General features: G+C 60.6%; 24 protein-coding genes. 12 read left to right on the top strand and 12 right to left on the bottom strand.

Features of this window, described 5'->3' with window-relative positions; all coding sequences use genetic code 11:
* Nucleotides 1–94: 94 nt before the first annotated feature.
* Nucleotides 95–967, top strand: coding sequence for an NAD(P)-dependent oxidoreductase (locus O3306_RS05445; RefSeq protein ID WP_272004338.1), 873 nt, complete (start codon nucleotides 95–97; stop codon nucleotides 965–967).
* 92 nt (nucleotides 968–1,059) lie between these two features.
* Here the strand turns inward: O3306_RS05445 and O3306_RS05450 are convergent, their stop codons facing one another.
* The 5 genes from O3306_RS05450 to O3306_RS05470 form a co-directional block, all read right to left on the bottom strand.
* A complete protein-coding gene (locus O3306_RS05450) occupies nucleotides 1,060–2,274 on the bottom strand; it encodes an NADP-dependent isocitrate dehydrogenase (protein ID WP_272004340.1) in 1,215 nt (404 codons plus the stop codon).
* A 108-nt stretch (nucleotides 2,275–2,382) separates the two neighbouring features.
* The gene (locus O3306_RS05455) at nucleotides 2,383–4,587 is read right to left on the bottom strand and encodes an NADP-dependent isocitrate dehydrogenase (protein WP_272004343.1); all 2,205 of its coding nucleotides are present in this window, start codon (nucleotides 4,585–4,587) and stop codon (nucleotides 2,383–2,385) included.
* A gap of 277 nt (nucleotides 4,588–4,864) precedes the next feature.
* A complete protein-coding gene (locus tag O3306_RS05460) occupies nucleotides 4,865–5,518 on the bottom strand; it encodes a DsbA family oxidoreductase (RefSeq protein ID WP_272004345.1) in 654 nt (217 codons plus the stop codon).
* 93 nt (nucleotides 5,519–5,611) lie between these two features.
* The gene (locus O3306_RS05465; RefSeq protein WP_272004347.1) at nucleotides 5,612–6,415 is read right to left on the bottom strand and encodes a hypothetical protein; all 804 of its coding nucleotides are present in this window, start codon (nucleotides 6,413–6,415) and stop codon (nucleotides 5,612–5,614) included.
* Nucleotides 6,416–6,419: 4 nt separating this feature from the next.
* Nucleotides 6,420–7,931, bottom strand: a complete 1,512-nt coding sequence (locus O3306_RS05470; protein WP_272004349.1) for a class I adenylate-forming enzyme family protein — start codon at nucleotides 7,929–7,931, stop codon at nucleotides 6,420–6,422.
* Between the two features lie 66 nt (nucleotides 7,932–7,997).
* Here O3306_RS05470 and O3306_RS05475 point away from each other — a divergent pair, with 66 nt between their 5' ends.
* Nucleotides 7,998–8,618: a helix-turn-helix domain-containing protein gene (locus O3306_RS05475; RefSeq protein WP_272004352.1), complete on the top strand. Its 621-nt coding sequence runs from the start codon at nucleotides 7,998–8,000 to the stop codon at nucleotides 8,616–8,618.
* An 86-nt stretch (nucleotides 8,619–8,704) separates the two neighbouring features.
* On the opposite strand, the gene O3306_RS05480 is transcribed toward O3306_RS05475, so the two are convergent.
* Together O3306_RS05480 and O3306_RS05485 are read right to left on the bottom strand one after the other, a co-directional pair.
* Nucleotides 8,705–8,818: an entericidin EcnA/B family protein gene (locus O3306_RS05480; protein ID WP_272004354.1), complete on the bottom strand. Its 114-nt coding sequence runs from the start codon at nucleotides 8,816–8,818 to the stop codon at nucleotides 8,705–8,707.
* A 77-nt stretch (nucleotides 8,819–8,895) separates the two neighbouring features.
* Complete coding sequence (locus O3306_RS05485; RefSeq protein WP_272004356.1) at nucleotides 8,896–10,734, bottom strand: extracellular solute-binding protein; 1,839 nt, start codon at nucleotides 10,732–10,734, stop codon at nucleotides 8,896–8,898.
* Nucleotides 10,735–11,055: 321 nt separating this feature from the next.
* Between O3306_RS05485 and O3306_RS05490 the strand changes: the two genes are divergently transcribed.
* Together O3306_RS05490 and O3306_RS05495 are read left to right on the top strand one after the other, a co-directional pair.
* Nucleotides 11,056–11,829, top strand: a complete 774-nt coding sequence (locus O3306_RS05490) for a 3-hydroxybutyrate dehydrogenase (protein ID WP_272004358.1) — start codon at nucleotides 11,056–11,058, stop codon at nucleotides 11,827–11,829.
* Nucleotides 11,830–11,906: 77 nt separating this feature from the next.
* Complete coding sequence (locus O3306_RS05495; RefSeq protein WP_272004360.1) at nucleotides 11,907–12,926, top strand: patatin-like phospholipase family protein; 1,020 nt, start codon at nucleotides 11,907–11,909, stop codon at nucleotides 12,924–12,926.
* 133 nt (nucleotides 12,927–13,059) lie between these two features.
* On the opposite strand, the gene O3306_RS05500 is transcribed toward O3306_RS05495, so the two are convergent.
* The 3 genes from O3306_RS05500 to O3306_RS05510 form a co-directional block, all read right to left on the bottom strand.
* The gene (locus O3306_RS05500) at nucleotides 13,060–13,758 is read right to left on the bottom strand and encodes a DUF502 domain-containing protein (RefSeq protein ID WP_272004362.1); all 699 of its coding nucleotides are present in this window, start codon (nucleotides 13,756–13,758) and stop codon (nucleotides 13,060–13,062) included.
* Between the two features lie 121 nt (nucleotides 13,759–13,879).
* The gene (locus tag O3306_RS05505; RefSeq protein ID WP_272004364.1) at nucleotides 13,880–14,794 is read right to left on the bottom strand and encodes a pseudouridine-5'-phosphate glycosidase; all 915 of its coding nucleotides are present in this window, start codon (nucleotides 14,792–14,794) and stop codon (nucleotides 13,880–13,882) included.
* Between the two features lie 122 nt (nucleotides 14,795–14,916).
* Nucleotides 14,917–15,738 carry a DUF4198 domain-containing protein gene (locus O3306_RS05510; RefSeq protein WP_272004366.1) on the bottom strand — a complete coding sequence of 274 codons (822 nt, stop codon included), beginning with the start codon at nucleotides 15,736–15,738 and terminating at the stop codon, nucleotides 14,917–14,919.
* Between O3306_RS05510 and O3306_RS05515 the strand changes: the two genes are divergently transcribed.
* From O3306_RS05515 to tsf, 3 genes are all read left to right on the top strand, one after another.
* Nucleotides 15,737–16,864 (top strand): HupE/UreJ family protein, encoded by a 1,128-nt coding sequence (locus tag O3306_RS05515; protein ID WP_272004368.1) that lies wholly within the window; start codon nucleotides 15,737–15,739, stop codon nucleotides 16,862–16,864. The two genes, O3306_RS05510 and O3306_RS05515, sit on opposite strands and share 2 nt — an antisense overlap.
* A gap of 235 nt (nucleotides 16,865–17,099) precedes the next feature.
* Complete coding sequence (gene rpsB, locus O3306_RS05520) at nucleotides 17,100–17,921, top strand: 30S ribosomal protein S2 (RefSeq protein WP_272004370.1); 822 nt, start codon at nucleotides 17,100–17,102, stop codon at nucleotides 17,919–17,921.
* Between the two features lie 86 nt (nucleotides 17,922–18,007).
* The gene (gene tsf, locus O3306_RS05525) at nucleotides 18,008–18,880 is read left to right on the top strand and encodes a translation elongation factor Ts (protein WP_272004372.1); all 873 of its coding nucleotides are present in this window, start codon (nucleotides 18,008–18,010) and stop codon (nucleotides 18,878–18,880) included.
* 245 nt (nucleotides 18,881–19,125) lie between these two features.
* On the opposite strand, the gene O3306_RS05530 is transcribed toward tsf, so the two are convergent.
* Nucleotides 19,126–19,713 carry a VPLPA-CTERM sorting domain-containing protein gene (locus tag O3306_RS05530; protein WP_272004374.1) on the bottom strand — a complete coding sequence of 196 codons (588 nt, stop codon included), beginning with the start codon at nucleotides 19,711–19,713 and terminating at the stop codon, nucleotides 19,126–19,128.
* Between the two features lie 334 nt (nucleotides 19,714–20,047).
* The gene (gene aroQ / locus O3306_RS05535) at nucleotides 20,048–20,491 is read right to left on the bottom strand and encodes a type II 3-dehydroquinate dehydratase (protein WP_272004376.1); all 444 of its coding nucleotides are present in this window, start codon (nucleotides 20,489–20,491) and stop codon (nucleotides 20,048–20,050) included.
* Nucleotides 20,492–20,753: 262 nt separating this feature from the next.
* Between aroQ and O3306_RS05540 the strand changes: the two genes are divergently transcribed.
* From O3306_RS05540 to O3306_RS05560, 5 genes are read left to right on the top strand one after another with little or no spacing between them, the layout of a single operon-like run.
* The gene (locus O3306_RS05540; protein WP_272004626.1) at nucleotides 20,754–21,917 is read left to right on the top strand and encodes an ABC transporter substrate-binding protein; all 1,164 of its coding nucleotides are present in this window, start codon (nucleotides 20,754–20,756) and stop codon (nucleotides 21,915–21,917) included.
* Between the two features lie 47 nt (nucleotides 21,918–21,964).
* Nucleotides 21,965–22,885, top strand: coding sequence for a branched-chain amino acid ABC transporter permease (locus O3306_RS05545; protein ID WP_272004378.1), 921 nt, complete (start codon nucleotides 21,965–21,967; stop codon nucleotides 22,883–22,885).
* Nucleotides 22,882–23,865 carry a branched-chain amino acid ABC transporter permease gene (locus tag O3306_RS05550; RefSeq protein ID WP_272004380.1) on the top strand — a complete coding sequence of 328 codons (984 nt, stop codon included), beginning with the start codon at nucleotides 22,882–22,884 and terminating at the stop codon, nucleotides 23,863–23,865. Before O3306_RS05545 ends, O3306_RS05550 begins: the two co-directional genes overlap by 4 nt.
* Nucleotides 23,858–24,607, top strand: a complete 750-nt coding sequence (locus O3306_RS05555) for an ABC transporter ATP-binding protein (protein WP_272004382.1) — start codon at nucleotides 23,858–23,860, stop codon at nucleotides 24,605–24,607. Before O3306_RS05550 ends, O3306_RS05555 begins: the two co-directional genes overlap by 8 nt.
* The gene (locus O3306_RS05560) at nucleotides 24,604–25,290 is read left to right on the top strand and encodes an ABC transporter ATP-binding protein (RefSeq protein WP_272004383.1); all 687 of its coding nucleotides are present in this window, start codon (nucleotides 24,604–24,606) and stop codon (nucleotides 25,288–25,290) included. The genes O3306_RS05555 and O3306_RS05560 overlap by 4 nt, the downstream gene beginning before the upstream one ends.
* The last annotated feature ends 3 nt before the right edge of the window (nucleotides 25,291–25,293 follow it).

The following is a 25,293-nucleotide window of genomic DNA, read 5'->3' on the forward strand; positions in this document are numbered from 1 at the left end:
CCGATTCGGGAAAACGCAAAAGGCTTTTGCCCTTGCATCCCGGGTCGGGATAGTCAGAAATTCACGCCAAGACAATGGCAAGCGGGGAAAGAACATGAGCAATTTGGCATTCTTGGGACTGGGGGTCATGGGCTACCCGATGGCGGGGCATCTGCAGGCGGCAGGGCATTCGGTCTGCGTTTACAACCGGACGGCGGCCAAGGCCACCAAATGGGTCGAGGAGCATGGCGGCACCCAGGCGTCCACCCCTCGAGAGGCAGCTGCGGGCGCGGATATGGTCATGGCCTGCGTTGGCAATGACGACGATCTGCGGTCTGTCTGCCTCGGCGAGGACGGCGCGTTTGCGGGGATGAAGTCCGGAGCGCTCTTTGTCGATCACACCACCGTGTCAGCCAAGGTGACGGCAGAGCTCTATGCAGCGGCCAAGGCGGCGGGGCTGAATTTCGTCGATGCGCCGGTATCCGGCGGGCAGGCGGGTGCCGAGAATGGGCAACTGTCGGTCATGTGTGGCGGTGATCAGGATGCCTATGACGCCGCCGAGCCCGTGATGAACACCTATGCCAAGCTCTGCCGCCGGATCGGCGAAAGCGGGGCTGGGCAGGTGACCAAGATGTGCAACCAGATCGCCATCGCCGGTCTGGTTCAGGGGCTCAGCGAGGCGCTGCATTTCGCCGAAAAGGCCGGACTTGACGGGCGCGCCGTCACCGAGGTGATCAGCCAGGGGGCGGCCGGTAGCTGGCAGATGTCCAACCGCTACGAGACGATGCTGGACGATCATTTCGAACACGGGTTTGCCGTCGACTGGATGCGCAAGGATCTGGGGATCTGCCTTGATACCGCCAACGAGAACGGCGCGTCGCTGCCCGTCACGGCGCTGGTCGATCAGTTCTACAAGGACGTGCAGAAGATGGGCGGCGGGCGCTGGGATACATCCAGCCTGTTCAAGCGTCTACGCAAGTTGGGCTGACAGACGCAGGTCTTAGCGTTCTTCGAATTATGCATGAAAAAGCGGGTGCAAATATTTGCACCCGCTATATTTTTCTAAGTTTGGTTGGAGCCTTATCCCGCCAGCGCCTTGTTCAGGTTCTCGTTCACCTTCTCAAGGAAGCCCATCGTGGTGAGCCAGCCCTGGTCAGGCCCGACAAGCAGCGCCAGATCCTTGGTCATGTGGCCGTTTTCGACCGTAGCGACCACCACCTTTTCCAGCGTCTCTGCAAAATTCAGCAACTGCGGGTTATCGTCGAGTTTCGCGCGGTGCTTGAGCCCGCCGGTCCAGGCGTAGATTGACGCGATCGAGTTGGTCGAAGTTTCCTCGCCCTTCTGGTGCTGGCGGTAGTGGCGGGTGACAGTGCCATGTGCGGCCTCGGCCTCGACCGTCTGGCCATCGGGGGTCATCAGGATGCTTGTCATCAGGCCCAAAGAGCCAAAGCCCTGCGCGACGGTGTCAGACTGCACGTCGCCATCGTAGTTCTTGCAGGCCCAGACATATCCACCGGACCATTTCATCGCGGCTGCCACCATGTCGTCGATCAGGCGGTGTTCATAGGTGATACCCGCCGCTTCGAACTTGTCCTTGAATTCCTCGTCAAACACCTGCTGGAACAGGATCATGAACTGACCGTCATAGTTTTTCAGGATGGTGTTCTTGGTCGACAGATACACCGGCCAACCGCGTTGCAGGCCGTAATTCATCGAGGCGCGGGCAAAATCCTTGATGGATTGATCAAGGTTGTACATGCCCATGTAGACACCCGAAGAGGGGGCCTTGAACACTTCCTCTTCCATCACGGTGCCGTCTTCACCAACGAATTTCATCGACAGCGTACCGGGGCCGGGAAATTTCATGTCCGTCGCACGGTACTGGTCGCCGTAGGCGTGGCGGCCGATCACGATGGGTTTTGTCCAGCCGGGCACAAGGCGCGGCACGTTCTTGCACAGGATCGGCTCGCGGAACACGACACCGCCCAGAATGTTGCGGATCGTGCCGTTGGGCGAGCGCCACATTTTCTTGAGACCAAATTCCTCGACCCGTGCCTCATCGGGCGTGATCGTGGCGCATTTGACGCCGACGCCGTATTTCTGGATCGCGTGGGCCGCGTCAATGGTGATCTGGTCGTCGGTTTCGTCGCGCGCCATGATCCCGAGGTCATAGTATTTCAGGTCGATATCGAGATAGGGCAGGATCAGTTTTTGCTTGATGAAATCCCAGATGATTCTGGTCATTTCATCACCGTCAAGTTCGACGACGGGGTTTTCGACTTTGATCTTGGACATATAACAGCCTTTCAGAATGTTCCTGCGCCTCGGGGGAGGGCCGCGTAGCAGTTAGCACCGCCTCGTTGAATATCAAAGGCGGTGCTGGCGCGCCCGTCATTTCGGGCTTCAGCCGATGATCTTGTTCAGCGTCGCACTGGGCCGCATGACGGCGGCCAATTTCTGCGGGTCCGGAAAGTAGTATCCGCCGGTATCCGCCGGGCGGCCCTGTACGGCTGCCAATTCAGAGGTGATGGCAGCCTCGTTGGCGGCCAGCGCCTCGGCAATCGGGCCGAATTCCTTGGCCAGTGCGGCATCGTCTGTTTGGGCGGCCAACGCTTCGGCCCAGTAGCGGGCGAACCAGTAGTGGCTGTCGCGGTTATCCGGCTCGCCACATTTGCGGCTGGGAGAGCGATCGTTGTCCAGAACGCCCTGTGTCGCGGCCTCGACAGCCTCTCCCAGCACGCGCGCGCGCGCGTTGCCCTTGGCCTCTGCAAGAAACTTGAAGCTCTCGCCCAGAGCGCAGAACTCGCCCAGGCTATCCCAGCGCAAGTGGTTTTCCTGGTCCAGTTGCTGCACGTGCTTGGGGGCCGAGCCACCCGCGCCGGTCTCGAACAGGCCGCCGCCCTGCATCAGCTTGACGATCGACAGCATCTTGGCGGATGTCGCCAATTCGAGGATCGGGAAGAGATCGGTCAGATAGTCGCGCAGCACGTTGCCGGTGATGGCGATGGTGTTTTCACCCTTGGTAATGGTTTCGAACGACGCTTTGGTCGCATCGGCTGGTGACATGATCTCGAATTTGTCAGCAACACCGCGTGCTTCGAGGATCGGTTTGACGTATTCGATCAGCTGCGCGTCATGGGCGCGGTTCGCATCCAGCCAGAAGATCGCGCGATAGCCCGTGGCTTTCTGCCGCTCGATGGCAAGGTTCACCCAATCCTCGATCGGTGCCTTGCGCGCCGAGGAAGAGCGCCAGATGTCCCCTTTGGACACCGCATGCTCGTGCAGGACGGTGCCATCCTCCAGCACCATCCTGACGGTGCCGTCTTCGGGGATCTCGAAGGTTGTGGGGTGGCTGCCGTATTCTTCGGCCTTTTGCGCCATCAGCCCGATGTTCTGCACCGTGCCAGCCGTAGCCGGGTTCAGCGCGCCGTTGGCTTTGCAGAACTTGATCGCTTCGTCATAGACGGGTGCGTAGGCGTTGTCAGGGATGACGCAGACGGTGTCCGCCTCGTTGCCATCGGGACCCCAGCCTTTGCCGCCAGCCCGGATCAGAGCGGGCATGGATGCGTCGATGATCACGTCCGAGGGCACATGCAGGTTGGTGATGCCCTTGTCCGAATTGACCATGTAGAGCGGCGGGCGTCCGGCAGTGACCTTCTGGATTGCTGCCATGATCGCGGGCTCGTCCTTGACCCGCTCCAGCAGATCACCAAGACCGGAATTGGGGTTCACTCCCAGCTCGGCCATCCGGGCGCCATGGGCTTCGAAAACCGGGGCAAGCCAAATCTTGACCGCATGGCCAAAGATGATCGGGTCGGACACCTTCATCATCGTTGCTTTCAGGTGCAGCGAAAACAACACGCCCTCGGCCTTCGTCCGCTCGATTTCTTCCGCAAGGAAAGCATCCAGCGCCGTGGCGGACATGAATGTCGCATCGATCACGGTGCCCGCAGGGTAGGAAAGCGCGTCTTTGAGAACGATCTCGCCCGTGGCAGTTTCCAAGACGATCCGCGCTGTCGCGTCCTTGTCCAGCGTTATTGATTTCTCGTTCGAAAAGAAATCACCGTCGGACATGCTGGCAACGCGGGTCTTGCTGTCGGGGCTCCATTTGCCCATGCGGTGCGGGTTGTTCTGCGCAAATTTCTTGACGGCGGCCGCGGCGCGGCGGTCGGAATTGCCTTCGCGCAGCACCGGGTTCACGGCCGACCCCTTGATCGCGTCATAGCGGGCGCGGATCTGCTTTTCCGCATCGGTTTCAGGCGTTTCAGGATAGTCCGGCACCGCATAGCCATTGGCCTGCAACTCGCGGATCGCCGCGACAAGTTGCGGCTCCGACGCCGAGATGTTCGGCAGCTTGATCACGTTCGCATCCGGTGACTTTACCAGGGCCCCCAGCTCGGCCAGATCGTCGGGCACGCGCTGCGCCTCGGTCAGGTGATCGGGGAAGGTGGAAAGGATGCGGCCTGCCAATGAAATATCCTTGGTGCCGATAGACACATCGGCTGCCGCTGCAAATCGCTGAAGGATGGGCAGGAGTGACGCGCTGGCGCGTTCTGGTGCCTCATCAACCTTGGTGTAGATAATGTCGGGACGGGATGTATCAGCCATAGTGAGATCCTTTGCGGTGAAAGGTGAAACGAACGTCTTGGCCGCCTCTTAGACCAAATTGAAGCCCAGCGAAAGTCCAGTATGCGAAAGTATACAATATTGTCCGGAAGTCAGCCGTAACACCCGATAGAAGGGGCCAATCGTGCTGGCAGGCAGGCATATCGGTGCCAAAGATACAGGGAACCTGCCGGAAACAGGAATGGCGCAAACGGCCTCCGCGACGCAGATCACCGCCAAAAGCGGGCAGGGCAGCCGGTGAGCGGTGCCACGCTCCAGATTACTCCGCCTTAGCGATCTTTGCCGTGATGTCGTCAATTACCTGCAGCCAAAGCGCGCTGTCCTGACAGCCCGGCACCGCATGTTGACCGTTCACGATGAATGTCGGCACGGCGCTTACGCCCATCTCGCGGAACTGTTTGTCCCGGTTGATGATGTCGGCACGGTCGGCATCGCTTTTCAGCAGCTTCTGAACCACGGCGGCATCCATGCCCAGCCCGTCAGAAATATCGCTGAGAACCTCGTGATCGCCAATGTCGCGGCCTTCTTCAAAATAGGCACGAAAGAGCGTCATGGCGCATTCGTCCTGTTTGCCCTCGATCCCCGCCCAATGCAGCAGGCGGTGTGCATCCAGCGTGTTAGGCGTGCGTTTCATCGCCTCGAAATCAATCTTCAGCCCGGCGGCCTCTGCCCGTTGCACCACCGGCGCATAGGCGCGCACAGCGCCCTCCTTGCCCCCAAACTTGGTTTCCAGATATTCACGCCGGTCCATGCCCTCTGCAGGCATATCCGGGTTCAGCTGAAACGGGTGCCATTCGAGGGTAAAGGGATGATCCGGGCGCTCTGCCAACGCCTTGTCCAGCAAGGTCTTGCCGATATAGCACCAGGGGCAAATCGGATCGGAGATGATGTCGAGTTTAACCGATTGTGTCACTGCGACTCTTTCTTAACTGGATGACAACCGCTTTGCGCGTGCTAGGCGCCCTTGTCTTAGTCGGAACGGCAAGTCGCCAATCCCGTGGGTACATTACAGCTCATCACCAATTCTGTCGAACAGGTCAAGAAATCGGACAAATGTAAGGTAGCTTCTGCCGGTAGAGTTTTTAATGTTCATCCCTACCGAAGGAAAGCGCATTTTCCCATCCTGCAAATTGTTGAACACTTCTGGCTTCATCGAGACCCAGATATATGCTGCCTTTGTGCCGGGCTTGCCACATTGGGTATTTGCCCCAAGGGTTTCCATCTCAGAACGTGATTTTTTTAGGGCACTGATTGAATCGCGCTCGGCAAAGCATCTGCCGTGAGCATTTGTTGAATTTTCGCCCAATAGATAGCCATTGTCCGCAACCCGCGCCACGCTACGAAATTTGTCCTCCTCTTCAGAGTAAAAAACAGGCTGGACAGTTGCAGCAGAGAACTCAGTATACAAGCTCATCTCAAAGAAAATCTCTTGCTTCCCAGACCACTCGGATGCGAGGCACCGGCCGACATCGAGCGGAAAATCAGGGGAATGGGCTTCAAGGGCACTGCACATGTTGAGCCAGCTCCCATAAGACCCGCCTATCTCTTCTGTCGCTTCATAAAGGCTTCGATAGGCGTCATCACTGCGGGCGCGATTGGTCCGCGCAAGGGCGCGTCCGATCCCCTGACCATAGAGCAGATGCACGCGAACAAACTCTGACCCTATCATGGCTGGCGAGACGTATTCGAAAGAAGAGCCATACTGGAAAGCCGACTCTATCTCACGCCAGTATCTATCCTGTGCGCTAGCCGTTCCCACAGTGATAAAGAGGGGCAAAATGGACATGATATGTCGTAAAAATGTGGTCATGAAATCATTTCTCCAAAAGTAAATGGAGGTTTTTTCTGGAAATTTTGCCATTTGCGCCCACTGGAATGTGATCGGTAAAGTAATAGGCTCGTGGCTGTTTGTAATGTGCCAGTTTCGTACGCGCATAGGTGCGCAATTCTTCTTCTGTCAATGGCGTGTCGCTGGTGTAAAAAGCAGCGATGATGCGCACATCTGGTTTCACCTCAATGTCCGTCACGGCAATCTGCGTGATGCCCGGAAAATCTGCGAGAGCGTTTTCAACCTCCAGCGGAGAAACGCGATAGCCACCCGGGTTCATCATGTCGTCGTCGCGGCCGAGGTAGGTGACGGCATGGCTCTCATCCATCTGCCCCAGATCACCCGTAAGGAACCAATCGCCCTGCATCTTCGCTGCCGTGGCCTCTGGTGCACCTTCGTAGCCCAGCATCAGGCCGGGATCGGCGCGATGAACCGCGATCACTCCGGGCGTGCCGATGGGCACCGGGCCGTCCGGCCCCAGGATTGCAACCCGACGGCCCGGTTGCGGCCGCCCCAAAGTGCCCGGCGGGGCAGGCTGCGCGGGCGACCCCGAGAGGAAAGTCGAACATTCCGACAGGCCATATGCCTCGTAGATCGGCGTGCCGGTCGCGGCCTCCCAATCATCGCGGATGGGTTGCGCCAGTTTCTCACCAGCCGAAACCCCGTGGCGCATGGAGGGCAGGTCGAGCGGCGCGCCGCGCTTCAACATCTTCCGGTAAACACCTGGGGCGGCAGCAATAAGCGTCGCCTCATGTTGCCGAAGCAACAATGGCAGGTCTTCGGGCGCGATGCCCGGCTCCGGGATCAGCGCCGTTGCGCCCACGCGCCACGGGTCCATCAGCCCAACGCCCATCGTGTAGGTCCAGTTGAACGCGCCGGCATGCAGCAACCGGTCATCGGGCCCGATCCCCAGCCAGCCATCATGCATCATCTGCCGCGCCCAAACCGCGCGATGGGCATGTACCACAGCGCGCGGTACGCCCGACGTGCCCGAGGTATAGACGATATAGGCAGGCCGGTTCGGATCGCCCATATGCCACTCGGTCTTTGGTCCGTCCCAGAACGCGCGCAACGTCTGCGTGCCGAGGATGGTGCAGGCGGATTCAGGGCAGGCCACAGTATCGTCATGCAGGATCAGCGCCGGGTTCAGATGCGTCAGCACCTTGGCCACTTCCGTCGCGGTCAGTTGCGGTGAGGTCGGAACCGGCACAAGCCCCGCTGCGATGGCCCCGAGATAGGCGACGGGAAACTCAACCGTATTGCCCAGCCGTAACAGCACTCGGTCGCCGGGCCGCGCGCCTGCTGCCAGCAGGCCATGCCCGGTGCCAAGCACCGCAGCCTGCAACGGGCCATAACGCCAGTGCGTGGCATCCGAAAGGCCAAGCACCGATAGTGCCACCTTGTCAGAGTGTTTCCCGGCATGTTCCAGAACATGCGCGGCCATATTGAACGGGGCGGGGCAGGGCCGGAAGGGGCCGTGATCGAAAAGCGAAACCATTCCTTGGACTAGGACGCGCGCGCGCCCATTGCAAGCCTGCAAAGTGGCGGCGTATAGGTTGACATGATGACCAAGCGCAAAACGAACCTGATCCAGATCACCCGGGAAGGCGGCGCAGAGGATGATGGCGAACCGCTGAATCTGGGCACGAGGGTGCGCGAATTGCGCAAGGCGCGCGGCTGGACGCTCGAACGCGCTGCGCGGCAGGCAGGGCTGGCGCGATCAACCTTGTCTAAGATCGAAAACGACCAGATGTCACCCACTTACGAGGCGCTCAAGAAGCTGGCAGTCGGGTTGGAAATCTCTGTGCCACAGCTCTTTACCGCGCCGCGACAGGGGCAGATCAACGGGCGCATGGACGTCACCGCCGCGGGAGAAGGCGCACCTTTTGCGACCGCGACCTACGAACACAGTCTTCTGGCGGGCAGCCTGCAGCAAAAGGCGATGATGCCCTACACAACCCGCGTCCGTGCCCGCAGCATTGACGAATTCGATGGCTGGGTGCGCCATGATGGCGAAGAATTTCTCTATGTGCTGACCGGCGTGATCATGGTCTATTCCGAGTTCTACGCGCCGGTCGAACTGCGCCGCGGCGACAGCGCCTATTACGACGCTGCGATGGGCCATAATGTCATTTCCACCAGCCCCGAAGATGCAACGATCCTTTGGGTCACCGCGCTGCGTTGAAGAGCGCCATCCACGCCAAAACAGGCGGACACTGCAGGAGTGCCGCCGGTTGATGCGTCGAGTATGTCCTCAGACTGCGTGGCCGGTCAGAACCAGCTTTGCACCCCGCGCGACGCGCCGGAAATGTCGCGGCCCACGCCTTCTACCGTGGCACAGCCCGCAAGCGCGGTCAGCATCGCAACTAGGATCAACTTTTTCATTCGATTGCCTTGCCTGCTCTTTTCTTGGTTCACGTCATCCCGCTGATTTTCTCAGTCATCGATAAACATGTGCTCGCTCAATCCTCGGCATACCACCAGACTTCGGGCAGAAACCCTACGCCGTCGCCATAGATCGGCAGCCGGTCTTCAGGATAGTGCAACTGGCGGATATGGGCAATACGCCCCACGGAGTACTGATGAATCGGAATGACGTAGCGACCCGAAATCAACACCCGGTCCAGCGCGCGCGTTGCATTGATGAAGGCCTCTCGCGTGTCCGCCGACAACATCGCGGCGATCATCGCGTCGGCGGCGGGACTCGCCATTCCCATCAGGTTGCGACTGCCCGGTTCGTTTACGCCGTCCGAACCCCAGTAAAAATACTGCTCGTTGCCAGGGCTGAGCGACAGGGCGCGGCGGATGAATGTAAGGTCGAAATCATAGGTGCGTTCGCGTTCGGCATATTGCGCCTTGTCTATGCTCTCGATGTTCAGATTGATCCCCAGCCGTTCCAGTGCGCGGGCGTAGATTTCCATGATTGAGGAGGCCTGCTGGATCAACCCGTCCTGTTGCAGCACCACCGTCAGTTCCAGCGCCCTGCCGTCGGCATTGCGCATGACGCCTTCCTTCGGCGTCCATCCGGCCTCGCGCAATAGCGCCAGCGCCTTGCGGATATTGGCGCGGTTGCGCTGGGTGCCGTCACCTTGGGGCAAGGCGTAGCCCTCCATCGCGCCGGGCAGCAGGCTGTCCTTGTACGGTTCCAGCAATGCGCGCACGGGTTCGGGCGCCGGGCCGGGCTGCATAGCCAGAATGGACCCCGAGAAATACGATGTGATGCGCGGCTGGCGCCCGCCGGTCAGCGTGTCGTTGATGTATTCGAAGTTGAACGCATGCAGCAGTGCATCGCGCACGCGCCAGTCATCCAGAGGCGCGCGGCGCGTGTTCATCACGAAGCCGGTGATCCCCGAGGGTTTCTGATGCGGGATTTCGGATTTGACAATATCGCCGCGTTGCACGGCGGGAAAATCATACTGCGTCTCCCACTTCTCGGCGTTGAATTCGCGCACATAGGACACGGCACCGCCTTTGAAGGCTTCCTTGAGAACGGCATTGTCGCCGTAGAATTCGATGCGGATCTCGTCGAAATTGTTGGTGCCACGGCGCAGCGGCAGGTCCTTGCCCCAGTAATCGGGATTGCGCCGCAGGACGACATTGCGGTTCACCTCGTAGCTTTCAACCACGTAGGGGGCTGATCCGATGGGGATATCCTCGATGGTGCCGTCGTCAAAGGCGGTTTCGCTCCATTGATCCTTTTTCAGGATCGGGCGCAGACCCGCCAACAGCGCCAGGTCCTGCTCGGCCACGTTGAAGGTCAGGCGTACCGAGCGGGGGCCGGTCTGCTCGATTGTCTCGACCTTGGACCACAGATCGCGGTAGCGCAGGTGCCCCTCGCTGCCGATTGTGCGGAAAGACCAGATCACATCTTCGGGAGTGACCGGGCTGCCATCCGAGAACCGTGCCTCGGGGCGCAGGGTGAATTCGACCCATTCGCGATTCGGCCCAGTCTCGACCGATTCGGCCAGCAGGCCGTAAATCGTGAACGGTTCATCCCATGAACGGCCCATCAGCGACTCGTAGGCGAAATAGCGCAACTGCCAGGGCGGCTGTCCGGTCAGTTGAAAGGGATTGAGCGAATCGAATCCACCTACATTGCCGGTCGTGACGCTGCCCCCCTTGGGGGCGTCCGGGTTGGCATAGGGCAGCGACACAAAATCGGGTGGCAACGCCGGAGCACCATACATAGCTATGCCATGCGCCGGCTCGGCAAGGGCTGCCTTGGCAGTGAGAAGCGCCAGCAAAACCGAGGTCGAAAGCACCCTGAGCCGCCATGTCGCATGGAAAAATAGTGATCTCATTTCGGCAACAATCCCTCTGGCCCGTTGTTTGTCTGGGGCGAACCGTAAAGTTGGATTCATGTCTTTTCAAACTTTTAGCTTGGATAGAGGCGAGGGATTGGATATAAAGGTGTCACTGCTCGATAGGTTTCTTGCCTGTATGAAACCTGCCTCAATAACTTAACGCCAGCTTCGTGCTGGCGTTTTTTTTGGTCGATCGGTTTCGTCCTTTTTTCCGGCCTTGCCCTCTGCGGCATCGCGCGAGTGTGTTCGTCACCCCCCTGACATTCGCAAGTGCAGCATGGTATGCTGCACGCGCAATGTTTGATGGGAGTGCAGGAAATGAGCGTTAAGGGCAAGACGGTAATCATCACCGGATCGAATTCGGGAATCGGCCTCGGCATCGCCAGGGAAATGGCACGCGCCGGGGCGCATGTCGTGCTCAACTCGTTCACCGATTCGGCCGACGACCACAAACTGGCAGCCGACATGGCCAGCGAATTCGACACCGATGTCCGCTATATTCAGGCCGACATGTCCAAGGGCGAGCAGTGCCGCGCGCTGATCGAAACCGCCGGCGCCTGCGATATCCTGATCAACAACGCCGGTATTCAGCATGTGGCCCCGATCGACGGTTTTCCGACCGAAAAATGGGATGCGATCATCGCGATCAACCTGAATTCCGCCTTTCATACTACAGCCGCTGCGCTGCCAATGATGCGCAAGGCGGGCTGGGGCAGGGTGGTCAACATCGCCAGCGCCCACGGACTGACCGCGTCGCCCTTCAAATCGGCCTATGTCGCGGCGAAACATGGTATCGTCGGCTTTACCAAGGTCACCGCGCTCGAAACCGCGCAAGAGCCGATCACAGCCAACGCCATCTGTCCGGGTTACGTGCTTACGCCGCTGGTCGAGGCACAGATTCCCGACACGATGGAAAAATATGAGATGAGCCGCGAGGACGTGATCAAGAAGGTCATGCTGGAGCGTCAACCGTCCAAGGAATTCGCCACCGTCGAGCAGCTTGGCGGCACGGCGCTGTTCCTGTGCTCGGACGCCGCGGCTCAGATCACCGGCACCACGATCAGTGTCGATGGCGGCTGGACCGCGCTCTGAGGCTTCCCAAAGCTCATTCCAGCCTGTGAAATCTCCGCCGGAGACATCCTGCCTCTGGCCTTTCGAGGTCGCCTGACATGACAAAAAAGCGCATTAATCTGGCCCTGCAGGGCGGTGGCGCACACGGCGCTTTCACCTGGGGGGTGCTCGACCGACTGCTCGATGATGAAGACATCGAAGTGGCGGCGATTTCCGGCACGTCCGCAGGTGCGCTGAACGGCGCTGCCTTCAAGGCTGGCTGGGTGAAGGACGGGCGCGAAGGTGCTCGCGCCAATCTCGATTGGCTCTGGGGCCGGATGGGTGCGGTGCATGACATGCGCATGCCGGCCTGGATGGTCGGCGCGCTGTCCATGCCGGGCGTCGTCAGCTCGGCGTGGGAGCAATCCTGGCCCTATGCAATGACCGATACGCTTTCGCGCATGGTATCGCCCTATTCCTATGGTCCGTTCTACAGCAATCCGTTGCGCAGCGTTGTGGAAGCGTTCGAGTATGACAAGGTCTGCGCCGAGTCCGCGCCAAAGCTCTGTGTCGGCGCCACGAATGTTCACAACGGCAAGATCCGGGTGTTTACCGGCACCGAGATCAGCACCGATGCGCTGCTGGCCTCGGCCTGCCTGCCAACGCTGTTCCAGGCGGTGGAAATCGACGGCGCGCATTACTGGGATGGCGGCTATACCGGCAACCCCGCGCTCTTCCCGCTTTTCGGCGCCGATCTGCCCGCCGATATCCTGATCGTGAACATCAACCCGCTGGAACGCGCCGAGGTGCCGCGCAGCCCGCAGGACATCCAGAACCGGATCAACGAGATCAGCTTCAACAGCTCGCTTTTGCGTGAATTGCGCGCGATCTCCTTTGCGCAGCGGCTGCTGGACACCGGGCACGTCCCAGAGGGCGGGCTCAAGCGGCTCTTTGTGCACATGGTTGCCGATGATGCGCTGATGCGAGAGCTGTCGGTCTCGACCAAGCTGACGCCGTCACCTTATCTGCTGGGCCAGTTGAAAGACGCAGGACGGGCGGCAGCAGACAAGTTTTTGCAGGCGCACAAGGACGATATTGGCCAGCGCGGCACCACCGATCTGACGGCGATGTTCAGCTAAGGTGTTTTGCATCTGATCCGAACCGCATAGCAGACGCCTAACACCCACAAGATTGAAAGCGCGTGGGACCTTTGCCCACGGCCTGCTCCGGAAAAGTCGCAAGGGGTTCAGTGCGTGATGCACCGCGCCAGTGTCACTCTTCGTCGTCGGCTTTCTCTAGCTCGGCCGGTGTCTTGCTGCCCGGGTAGACCAGGCCTGCGGAAATCACCAGCTTAGCCGCGTCCTCGACCGTCATGTCCAGCTCGATCACGTCTTCGCGCGGGATGAACAGCAAAAAGCCCGAGGTAGGGTTCGGTGTGGTGGGCAGAAAGATACTCATCAGCTGACCGCCGGTTTCGGCCTTGCGCGTGATCTCTCCCTTGGCGGTGGTCGAAATGAACCCGATGGCCCAGATACCCTTGCGCGGATACTGGACAAGGCAGGCTTTCTCGAACGAGCGTTCGCTCTGCGCAAAGATCGTCTCGGCGATCTGTTTCACCCCGGAATAGATCGAACGCACGACCGGCATGCGGCCCACCAGGGATTCCGCGAACCTGATCAGCGATTTTCCGATCAGCCCCTTGGCGATCCAGCCGACAATGATCGTGAAGACCAGGAAAAAGATGACACCGATGCCGCGCAGGTTAATGCCGATATATTTCTCGGGGCTGAACGTATAGGGCACCAGCGGCAGCACAACACCATCCACCCAGCCAATCAGCGTCCAGATCAGCCAGATCGTCAGCCCGACAGGCGCGATGACCACCAGACCGGTGAGAAAACTCGCGCGCAGCCGCGCCAGCAATCCGGGGCGGCGTGGGATGATCGGGTCTTCGTCGAAGGGTGTGTTCATCGGGCCTATTGTTCCATCAGACTGCCGTTATCTAAGCGTAATTGTCGCAGGCGGCAATGGGCAGGGGTGGGGGCAACCGGACAATATGGCCAATGGCGCCTCCGCTGCGCCCGGCCTGCGATCAACTGTGCCGCGCCGCGATGCAAAGGGCGATTTCCGCGGCAAGTCGTGCGTTGTTCCGGACCAGCGCAATATTGGCAGCGAGCGATCGGCCTTCGGTCAGCACGAAGAGGCGATCTAGCAAGAAGGGCGTCACCGCCTTGCCCGAGATTCCGCGCGCGGCAGCGTCCTCCGTCGCCTGCGCGATGAGCGGGGCGAGAACCTCTGCCGGGATTTCATCGGCAGCCGGCACCGGATTGGCCACCAGTTGCCCGCCGGGCAGACCCAATGCGGCACGCGCCAGATGTGTCGCGGCAATCGCGTCCGCGCTGTCCATGCGTAGCGGTGCGGGCAGGGTCGAGCGTGCCGACCAGAAGGCGGGCAGATCATCCTGCCCGTAGGCGATGACCGGAACGCCCAAGGTTTCCAGCACTTCCAGCGTCTTGGGGAGATCGAGAATCGCCTTGGCACCGGCAGAAACCACCGTGACAGCGGTCTGCGCCAATTCCTGCAGATCGGCAGAGATGTCGAACGTGTGTTCGGCACCGACATGCACGCCGCCGATCCCGCCGGTCGCGAATACGGCGATGCCTGCCTGTGCCGCGGCGATCATCGTGGCGGCCACGGTGGTGGAGCCGGTGCCGCCAGAGGCCATGCACACGGCCAGATCGGCCCGGCTGAGCTTGCGCGCGTCTGGAACCTGCGCCAGCCAGTTCAGTTGATCAGGGGACAGCCCGATAAGTAGCGCGCCTTCGATTACCGCGATGGTGGCCGGAACCGCGCCCGCCTTACGCACGATATCCTCAACCGCGCGCGCGGTTTCCAGGTTTTGCGGATAGGGCATGCCGTGGGTGATGATCGTGCTTTCCAGCGCAACGATGGGAACCCCGTTTTCGCGCGCGGTTCGGACCTCGTCGGACCAGTGCAGTAGACTCATGTGGCTATCTCCCCGGAAACAAAGGTGGCAGCGGCATCAAGCGCGTGGGCCAGCGTGGTGGCATGGTCTGCCTGTCTGGCGACATGCCCCGTTTGTGGCGCGCCCGCGCCCCCGGCACAAGCCTAGTGGGGCACCGCAAAGGTCAGCGACGCCCAGAGCGTTTCCCAAACCGCACCGTGGGCCTCGGCTACGGCCGGCGCGGGCACGCGCAGCACCACATTGTCGAGCAGGTAGGCGTGCCCCGGCCGTACCGGAATCTGTGCAATGCCGGCATCATCCGTGCGGATAGTTGTTACAACGACAGTGCCATCCGGCGCGCGCTCGAATATCTCGACCTGCGCATCGGCGCGTGGCGCATCCTGATACAATACCTGAACCGGCAGCGGGCCGGTTTCGCTGCGCGTATAGGGGTTTTGGAGGGCGACGATTTCTATTTCCAGCCCGGTGGCGCGGTCTGCCCCCATACCTGCACCGATCGCGATCAGGCTCTTGGCGTAGCGGGTGTAGACTTCGGTGAAATCCGCGTCGGGTAGATCACGCGCCCGGTGCCGTGCCTGGATATCCGCAAAGCTCTTGTGCTCGGCAAACTGCGCAAATTTCTCCCACGTCTTGTAGCGTACTTCGCTGGCTGTCGATTGGTAGGTCAGCACCATCAATCCGGCCTCGGGCGCCGCCAGGTTAAGTGCCGGATTGTCACCCGCTCGCCCGGTAACGGGGGTTACATTGCCGCCCATGCGCCAGTCGAACCGGATGATACGCCGGTCGAAATAGGCCAGCGTGATGCCCTCGAAATGCTGCCCGTTGCGCAAAGATGCGGTCAGCGGCGCACCGGTTTCGACTTGAAACTCCTGCGGTTCGATCCAAAACTCGTGTGCGACAGCGGCGCGCGGCGCGGCACCGGCAATGAGCAGGCAGGCGAGCAGCGTGAACATAACATTTTTCATGAAGACCAAACTGTACTGGCAGGCGGCCCTGTCAAGCCTGATCGTGATCTGGTCGCTCTGTACCGCGTCAGCGCATGAGGTGTCGCCCAGCATCGCCGATCTGACTATCGGGGCCGGGACTGCGGTGCTGGAGCTTCAGATGAATGCCGAGGCTTTCATCGCCGGGATCAATCTGGATGACGTCACCGACACCAATGAGACAGACCTGTCGGATCGTTACGATACCCTGCGGGCGCTGCCGCCCGAGGTGCTGGCAGAGCAGCTTCGCGCTGTCTGGCCTGATCTGGCCATCGGTATCGCACTGCGGGCAGGGGCGGATGCCATTCCGCTGAGCCTTGAGCGGGTCGAGGTCGATCAGATCGGCAATACAGACCTGCCGCGCCGGACCACGCTGACCTTGCAGGGTGCGGTGCCTGTTGGGGCCTCTACGCTGGTTCTGGCGTGGGGCGCGGGCTTTGGCGAGCTGGTGCTGCGCCAGCAGGGGGTGGCAGAGCCCTATACCGGCTTTATCAGGGGAGGCGCGCAAAGTGACGAGATCGCCATTCAAGGTGGCGGCGCACAAAGCGGTTGGCAGGCCTTTGCGGGATACGTTCCCGTCGGTTTCGATCATATCCTGCCCAAAGGGCTCGATCATATCCTGTTCGTGCTTGGATTGTTTTTCCTGTCGGCACGGTTGGGGCCGTTGTTGTGGCAGGTCACCGCCTTTACGGCGGCGCACACGGTGACGCTGGCGCTGGGCGCGCTGGGCTGGGTCAATGTGCCCGGCAGCATTGTCGAGCCATTGATCGCCGCCTCAATCACCTATGTCGCGGTCGAAAATATTCTGGCGCGCGGGCTGACCCCTTGGCGGCCTGTCGTGGTGTTCTGTTTCGGGCTCTTGCACGGGCTGGGCTTTGCCAGCGTGCTGGGCGAGTTCGGCTTGCCTCCGGATCAGTTCATCCCGGCGCTGATAGGGTTCAACGTGGGCGTCGAGTTGGGGCAGCTGACCGTGATTGCGCTGGCGTTCCTGGCGGTCGGCGTGTGGTTCCGCAATAAGGATTGGTACCGCGCCCGGATCGCGGTCCCGGCGTCATGTGTGATTGCAGCTGTCGGGGTGTATTGGTTCATGGAGCGTGTCTTCCTCTGAGGTGCGCCGTGCCGTAGCCGTGCCGTAAAGGCATATAGCGATACGCGCCCCACGGCCTGCGATGACTCGGTCGGATCGCTTGCCTCTTGCGCTCGGTAAAGGGCCAGTCTATACGCGCCGCACTAGAAATCCGCAGGTACGGGCGGGCCAATGGGGGAGACATCCCTGTTTGTCCACCGGTTGAGGCATCCGCCTCTCTCTCCGTACCGAGGCGAAAACCGGAAAAGGAAACGACATGGCTCTTCCCGAGTTCACCATGCGCCAGCTGCTTGAAGCCGGCGTTCACTTTGGCCACCAGACGCAACGCTGGAACCCCCGCATGGGCGAGTTCATCTACGGCGCGCGCAACGGCATCCACATCATGGATCTGACGCAGACCGTTCCCATGCTGGACGCGGCACTGAACGTCGTCCGCGAGACAGTCGCCAAGAACGGCCGCATCCTGTTTGTCGGCACCAAGCGTCAGGCGGCAGCACCCATCGCCGAAGCGGCCGAGAAATGCGCGCAGTATTACATGAACCACCGCTGGCTGGGCGGCACGCTGACCAACTGGCAGACCGTGTCGAAATCCATCCACCGTTTGAAAGAGATCGACGAATCGCTGGAAGGCGGCGCCGAAGGCCTGACGAAGAAAGAGCGTCTGGGCATTGAGCGCGACCAGAGCAAACTGGAAGCATCGCTGGGCGGCATCCGCGAAATGGGCGGCGTTCCTGATCTGCTGTTCGTCATCGACGTTAAAAAAGAAGCCCTGGCCGTTGCCGAAGCCAACAAGCTGGGCATTCCGGTCGTTGCTGTCGTCGACACCAACTGCTCGCCCGACGGGATCGATTACATCATCCCCGGCAACGACGACGCGGCCCGTGCCATCGCGCTCTATTGCGATCTGGTCAGCCGTGCGGCGCTGGACGGTATGTCGGCCCAGCTGGGCGCTGCCGGTGTTGATATCGGCGCGATGGAACAGGCCCCGGTCGAAGAGATCCTCGAGCCTGCCGCAGCAGAAGAGCCCGCGGCCGACGCAGCCCCCGCTGCGGAAGTGACGGAAGAGGCCAAGGCGTAACGCCAAGGCACCCCGCCGCGACACTGAAAACCGAGGGGGTGGCAATCGCTGCCCCCCATCCGATTTGAATTCTGAGGAGAGCCACAATGGCGATTACCGCTGCAATGGTAAAAGAGCTGCGCGACACCACCGGCGCCGGCATGATGGACGCGAAAAAGGCACTGACCGAAACCGACGGCGACATGGAGGCAGCTGTTGATTGGCTGCGCACCAAGGGTCTGGCCAAAGCCGCCAAGAAATCGGGCCGCACCGCGGCTGAGGGCCTCGTGGCCGTCAAGGTCGAAGGCGGACGTGGCGTCGCGGTCGAAATCAACTCCGAGACCGATTTCGTTGGCAAGAACGCCGAGTTTCAGGCGATGGTCGGTAGCGTCGCAGACGCCGCCGTGAAGGCCGCTGACATTGATGCGCTGAAGGCCACCGATCTGGGCGGCAAGACCGTCGAAGAGACCATCACCGCCAAGATCGCCACCATCGGCGAAAACATGTCGCTGCGTCGGATGGCGTCGGTGACCGGTGATGCCGTCGTGTCCTATGTCCACAATGCCGCCGCAGACGGCATGGGCAAGATCGGCGTTCTGGTCGCGCTCAAGGGCGATGAAACTTTCGGCAAGCAGGTCGCGATGCATATTGCCGCCACCAACCCCGCCGCGCTCAACGAGGCGGAGCTGGATTCGGCCGTTGTTGAAAAGGAACGCCAGGTTCAAATGGATATCGCTCGCGAGAGCGGCAAGCCCGAGCAGGTCATCGAGAAGATGATCATGGGCCGGATGAAGAAATTCATCGCGGAATCCACGCTCATGGGTCAGTCCTTTGTGATGAACCCTGACCTGACGGTCGAAGCGGCCGCCAGGGAAGCAGGCGCCGAGATCACCGGGTTCGTCCGGCTCGAAGTCGGCGAAGGCATCGAAGTCGAGAAAGAAGACTTTGCCGCAGAAGTCGCCAAGACCGCCAAGGGCTGAGCCTTCGGCGTCAGACCGTGAATTCAGGGAGCGGGCCGAAAGACTCGCTCCTTTTCATTTTGAGCCGGGGGCTTGCGAGGGCGAGCCCGAGTCTTGCATTGCCCTTTACGGGCCAAGTCCGCAGGACTCGGTCTACACCAGAGCAGCCGCCACCACAGATATCAAATTGAAGGACGTGTAGCGCACACCGCGATCCTGCGGCGATTTCCCCGCTTCGAACCTCACCGGTGCGCAATCATCTCTTGTTAGCTGACCTTTTTCTTCCGCCGCCGTAGCGTTGTCAGACCCGCGACACCCGAAAGCAGTAGAAGTCCCCCGGCCGGCAGCGGAACGGCAGACAATGGGGTCGTAACCACTGTGAGGCTTTGATTCCCAGGAAGGGCGGTGACGAATATCCCGGTCGATATTCCAAGGCTGGCAAAGTCGCCGCCTACGGAAGCCTGCCCGAATAACTTGGTGCCGCTCGTATATGCGTCTGGCAACTGGATTTGAATATTGGATCCATTACGAAAAAAGGCGACTTGCCCGCCCGCATCGAAAGATCCAAACGAAATCGCGCCTGTACCGAAAGGTGTCAAAACACCGGAAAATTCATACCTATCAACGTCGCTCTCAAACGGTGTCTCAACGAAAACCTCTCCATTCGACGGCAAAAAACCATTCACATCGATGCTGTTGGAGAGGGTTAACACCGAACCAAATGAAGAAATATCAAGGCTTCCTTCGATCGTGAGAAGAACATCAGTATTGCGTTCCGAAAGCGTCGCAATGACCGAAGCTTGGGCAACTGTCGCAGTCAGCACCAACGTAAAAACAGAAATTAGATACTTCATCAAACTACCTCCCAGCTATGTATGTATCGATATCCTGCTGTTTTTAGTAGGCGCTGTAAAGAAAGTGCACCATTTCAGGCAGGAGGAAACCGGTTTCGCGTCAAATATCCAGTGTTCTTGGGGGAGGGAGGTTAACAATCCGGTGATTTTCAGATCATTGTTTCGTTTTCTGCCGATTGGGGGTATCCGGCCAAAATTGAAGGTATCCGGCCAAAAACGATCCCCAACATCAGTGGCCTCTGCTCGGCATGAGTGATTTACGTACGCCAAAAGGCGTGATCCGGCATCGGTCAATCGCGCGAAAATACCGGCCTTTGCCCCCCGAAACCGCCCTTCACTCGTTCGGCGCCAAATGCCCTGCCAGCGCCTCCATTGCCAGCGGATAACCCGCAGCCCCAAAGCCGCAGATCACGCCAACCGCAACCTTGGAGATATAGCTGTTGTGGCGAAATTCCTCGCGCGCATGGATATTTGAGAGGTGAAGCTCAACCACCGGAAGCGCGACCGAGCTGATCGCGTCCATCAGGGCCACGGATGTGTGGGTGTAGGCGCCCGCGTTGAGGATGATCCCGTCATGCACGCCACGTGCCGCGTGGATATGATCCAGCAGCGCGCCCTCGCTGTTTTCCTGATCGAACGCCAAGGCGATGTTGAGTTCCTGCGCCTTGGCGCGGCACATCGCCTCGATATCGGCAAGCGTCGTGGAGCCGTAAACTTCGGGCTGACGGGTGCCGAGCAGGTTAAGGTTGGGACCGTTCAGGATCAGGATCGATGTCATTTCACGCCTCTTTGCCTCAGTCTTAGCTCGCAGCCCGCGCGACTGTCGAGCCGCCTTTGCAAGGGCGCGTCGATTGCGCAGGGCGCTGTTGCGCCGGCGCACTGGCCGCCAAACTAAAGAATACGTAGGGTAAGCGGCGGAAAGTGTCGCTGCACCCTTTCCTTGAGCGGCGTTTTGATCTTTGTTAGGCGGCAAGTCAATCAGGAGCCGAAGGTGCGGCGCAAGCACGCGTCCGGCAATGTCATTTAAGGGGAGACAGATGATGAAATCCAAACTGATCGCAGCGGCGGCTTCGGCCCTGACGCTCTGTTCGGGGACGCTGGGAACAGCGGCACTGGCAGGCGCACATATGAGCGATGTGAAGGTCGGCATGATCACGACGCTTTCGGGCGGCGGTGCGGGCCTCGGCATTGACGTGCGCGACGGCTTCATGCTGGCGGTCAAACTGGCCGACACCGGCCATATCGAGGTGGTGATCGAGGACGATCAGCGCAAGCCCGACATCGCCGTGCAACTGGCCGACAAGATGATCCAGTCCGAGAAGGTCGATCTCCTGACCGGCATCATCTGGTCGAACCTGGCGATGGCAGTGGTGCCCTCGGCGACCGCGCAGGGGAAGTTCTACCTTTCACCCAATGCGGGCCCATCGGCGCTGGCGGGCAAGGGGTGCCACAAGAACTACTTCAACGTCGCATGGCAGAACGACAACATGCACGAAGCGGCGGGCGCCTATGCCAATTCCGCCGGTTACAAAAATAGCTTCATCCTCGCGCCAAACTATCCCGCAGGGCATGATTCACTGACTGGCTACAAGCGACACTATACCGGCGCACTGGCCGGCGAGCTGTTCACCCAACTGGGGCAAAAGGACTATGCCGCCGAACTGGCGCAGATCCGCGCCAGCGGTGCGGACAGTGTGTTCTTCTTCCTGCCCGGAGGCATGGGCATTTCGTTCCTCAAGCAATATGCCGACAGCGGCATCGACCTGCCCGTCATAGGCCCCGCATTCAGCTTTGACCAGGGCATCCTGCAAGCCGTGGGCGATGCGGCCCTGGGTGTGGTGAACACCAGCCAGTGGAACAAGGACATCGACAACGCGGCCAATAAGACCTTCGTCGAGGCGTTCCAGGCCGAATACGGTCGCCTGCCATCGCTCTATGCGTCCCAAGGCTATGATACGGCCAACCTGCTGATCAGCGCCATGGCCAAGGCCGACATCCATGACCAGGACGCGTTCCGCGCGGCGCTGGAAGAAGCCGATTTCGAAAGCGTGCGCGGCGATTTCGCCTTCGCGCCGAACCACCACCCGATCCAGGACATCTATGTTCGCGAAGTGATCAAGGAGGGTGACGTTTATACCAACAAGATCATTGGTGTCGCCCTCGAAGATCATCAGGACGTCTACGGCGCAGACTGCAAGATGTAGGTCCATTCGCCCCGGCGGCAGCGCCGCCGGGGCCCATAGGTTTCCCCATGACATTTGTCTTATTCGCCGAACAGGTGCTGAACGGTGTTCAGCTGGGTGTGATGCTGTTTCTGATGGCGTCTGGCCTGACGCTTGTGTTTGGCGTGATGGGCCTGATCAACCTTGCGCACGGCTCGCTCTACATGGTCGGGGCCTTTGCTGCGGCGGGCGTGGCGGCGGCGACGGGATCGTTCCTGCTGGCGCTTTGCGCGGCGCTGGCTGCGGCTGCGGCGGCGGGCGCCATCGTCGAGATGCTGGTCATTCGCAGGCTCTATGCGCGCGACCACCTCGATCAGGTGCTGGCAACCTTCGCGCTGATCCTGATCTTTTCCGAAGGCACGCGCTGGGTTTTCGGGTCCTTTCCGCTCTATCTCAACGTGCCGGCCTATCTGGCGGGGCCTGTGACCTTGCCGGGCGGTATCCAGTATCCGCTCTACCGGCTGTTTCTCATCGTTGTTGGCCTGGCGATTGCCGGCGGTCTCTACCTGATGATCGCGCGCACACGGCTGGGCATCCAGATCCGCGCCGGTGAAGCAGATCGCGAAATGATCGCGGCACTTGGTGTCGATATATCAAGGCTTTACACAATTGTCTTCGCGCTCGGCGCGGCGCTTGCCGGATTAGCTGGCGCGCTGGTGGGCACCATCCAGTCAGTGCAGGTCGGCATGGGAGAGCCGGTGCTGATCCTGGCCTTCGTGGTGATCGTGATCGGCGGCATCGGCTCGATCAAGGGCGCGCTGGTGGGCGCGCTGTTGGTGGGGCTGACCGATACGCTGGGCGGCGTGCTGCTGCCGCGCATATTTGCGACATTCATGGACAATTCCGGCGCGACATCCGCCGGGTCGGCGGTCGCCTCGATGCTGATCTACCTGCTGATGGCCGCTGTCCTCTTTCTGCGGCCGCGCGGCCTCTTTGGTGGTGCGGCATGATTGCTGAGAAATACTTTAACGCCGCACTGCTGGGCGGGCTGGCGCTGATTGCGTTCTGGGCCTACGGCGCGGACGAGCCGTTTACCATCACGCTGCTGACCAAGGTAACGATCCTGGCACTGGCTGGTGTCGGGCTGAATATCGCGTTGGGGCAGGGGGGCTTGATCAGCCTCGGCCATGCGGTGTTCTTTGGTATTGGCGGCTACGCGATGGGAATCCTCGCCAGCCACGCGCAGAGCTATCAGCCGATGACACTCGGCCCGTGGATGATCGAAGGCACCAAGTCGATGCCGGTGATCTGGCTCACGGCGATGGTTTCCGCCGGGCTTGTCGCGCTGTCGATCGGGCTGGTATCGCTGCGCACCAATGGTGTCTATTTCATTATGATCACGCTCGCCTTTGGGCAGATGTTTTATTACTTTTCAATATCCTGGCCCGCCTATGGCGGAGAGGACGGGCTGAGCATCTATGTCCGCAACAGCTTTCCGGGGTTGAACACGCTCGACCCGATCCAGTTCTTCGGCATTACCTTTGCGCTGCTGTTGCTGGCGCTGTTGTTCCATGCCGCGCTGGTCCGTTCGCCGTTTGGTCTGGCTCTGAATGCAGCGCGGCAATCGCCCGAGCGCGTGAAAACCGTGGGTCTGAACCCGTTTCGCCTGCAACTCGCGGCCTTTGTCATATCGGGTGTGATCACCGGGCTGGCGGGGGCGCTCTTTGCCGATCTTAACCGTTTCGTCAGCCCCACGATGTTCAGTTGGCAGCTATCGGGCGAAATCATGGTGTTCGTCATTCTGGGCGGCACTGCGCGGCTCTGCGGGCCGGTCGCGGGGGCTGCGATGTTCATCGCGCTGGAACATTGGCTGGGCGGCCTCAGCGAGTACTGGCACATCTACCTGGGGCTTCTGTTGCTGGCGGTGGTTCTGTTTGCACCCGGCGGGCTTATCGGAATTGTGACACGGCGCGAGGCAGCCCATGACTGATCCGGTGATCGAGACGCGGGGCTTGTGCAAACGTTTCGGCGCGCTGGAGGCCAGCCGCGACGTGACGCTTGATCTGCGGGCCGGTGAAATCCACGCCGTGATTGGCCCGAATGGCGCTGGAAAATCAACTCTTATCAGCCAGATATGCGGCGGAATTAAACCTGACAGCGGGCAGGTCTGGCTGGCAGGCCGTGACGTGACCGCTTGGGACGTGGCGGCCCGCGCACGCGCCGGGATCGCGCGCACATTTCAGATATCGGCGCTGGCGATGCAGGATACCGTGCTGCAAAACGCGCTGCTGGGCGCGTTAGGCGCGTCCGGACGCTGGCTGGGCCTGTTCCGACCTGCGCTGGGGCACACCGATCTTCGGGACCAAGCGCTGGCCGCGTTGGAGCGCACGGGCCTTGCAGATCACGCGGCGATGCCCACGGGCGAGCTGTCGCACGGCCAGCGTCGTCAGCTGGAGATCGCCATCGCGCTCACCCTTGCGCCACAGGCGTTCGTCATGGATGAACCGATGGCCGGTCTTGGCATCGAAGGGTCGCGCGAGATCACGGCGCTGCTGGACGGTCTGCGTGCCGAGGCACCGGTGCTGCTGGTCGAACATGACATGGATGCGGTATTTGCGCTCGCTGATCGGATCAGTGTGTTGGTTTATGGCCAGATCATCGCCACCGGAACCGTCAGCGAAATCCGAGCCAATCCAGAGGTGCGCGCGGCCTATCTGGGGGATTTGGCATGAGTTTGCTGACATTGCAGGACGTTACCGCGTCCTACGGCCCGGCGCAGGCGCTGTTCGGCGTCTCACTGGACATCGCAGAAGGCGAGGCGCTGGCGCTGATGGGCCGCAACGGCATGGGCAAATCAACTACCGTCAAGGCGATCTGCCGGATGCTGCCCAGCGGCGGTACGCTGCGCTTTGCCGGGCGTGACCTTGGGCCGCTCAGCAGCTTTCGTGCCGCACGGCTGGGTCTGGGGCTGGTGCCCGAGGGGCGACGTTGCTTTGCGCCGCTCACCGTGACCGAAAACCTTATCGCCGCCGCGCGACCCGGCCATTGGGACTTGCGCCGGATTTCTGAACTTTTCCCGCGGCTTGAGGAACGACGTTCGCAGATCGCGGCGACACTCTCGGGCGGCGAACAACAGATGTTGGCGATCGGACGCGCGCTGATGACCAACCCAAGGCTGCTGATTCTTGACGAGGCGACAGAAGGATTGGCGCCGCTGGTCCGGGCCGAGATCTGGGCGGCGCTGACGGCGCTGCGGGCCCAGTCGGACATGTCGATCCTGGTGATCGACAAATCGCTGGCAGAACTGCGCGGAGTCGCGGATCGCGCGGTGATCCTCGAACGGGGCCGCGATGTCTGGCACGGGTCGATCGAGAAACTGGATGCCGCTGTCGCGGATCGGTTCCTGGGCGTGTAACCC

The organism is Roseovarius sp. ZX-A-9, assembly GCF_028369135.1.
Lineage (GTDB): Bacteria > Pseudomonadota > Alphaproteobacteria > Rhodobacterales > Rhodobacteraceae > Roseovarius.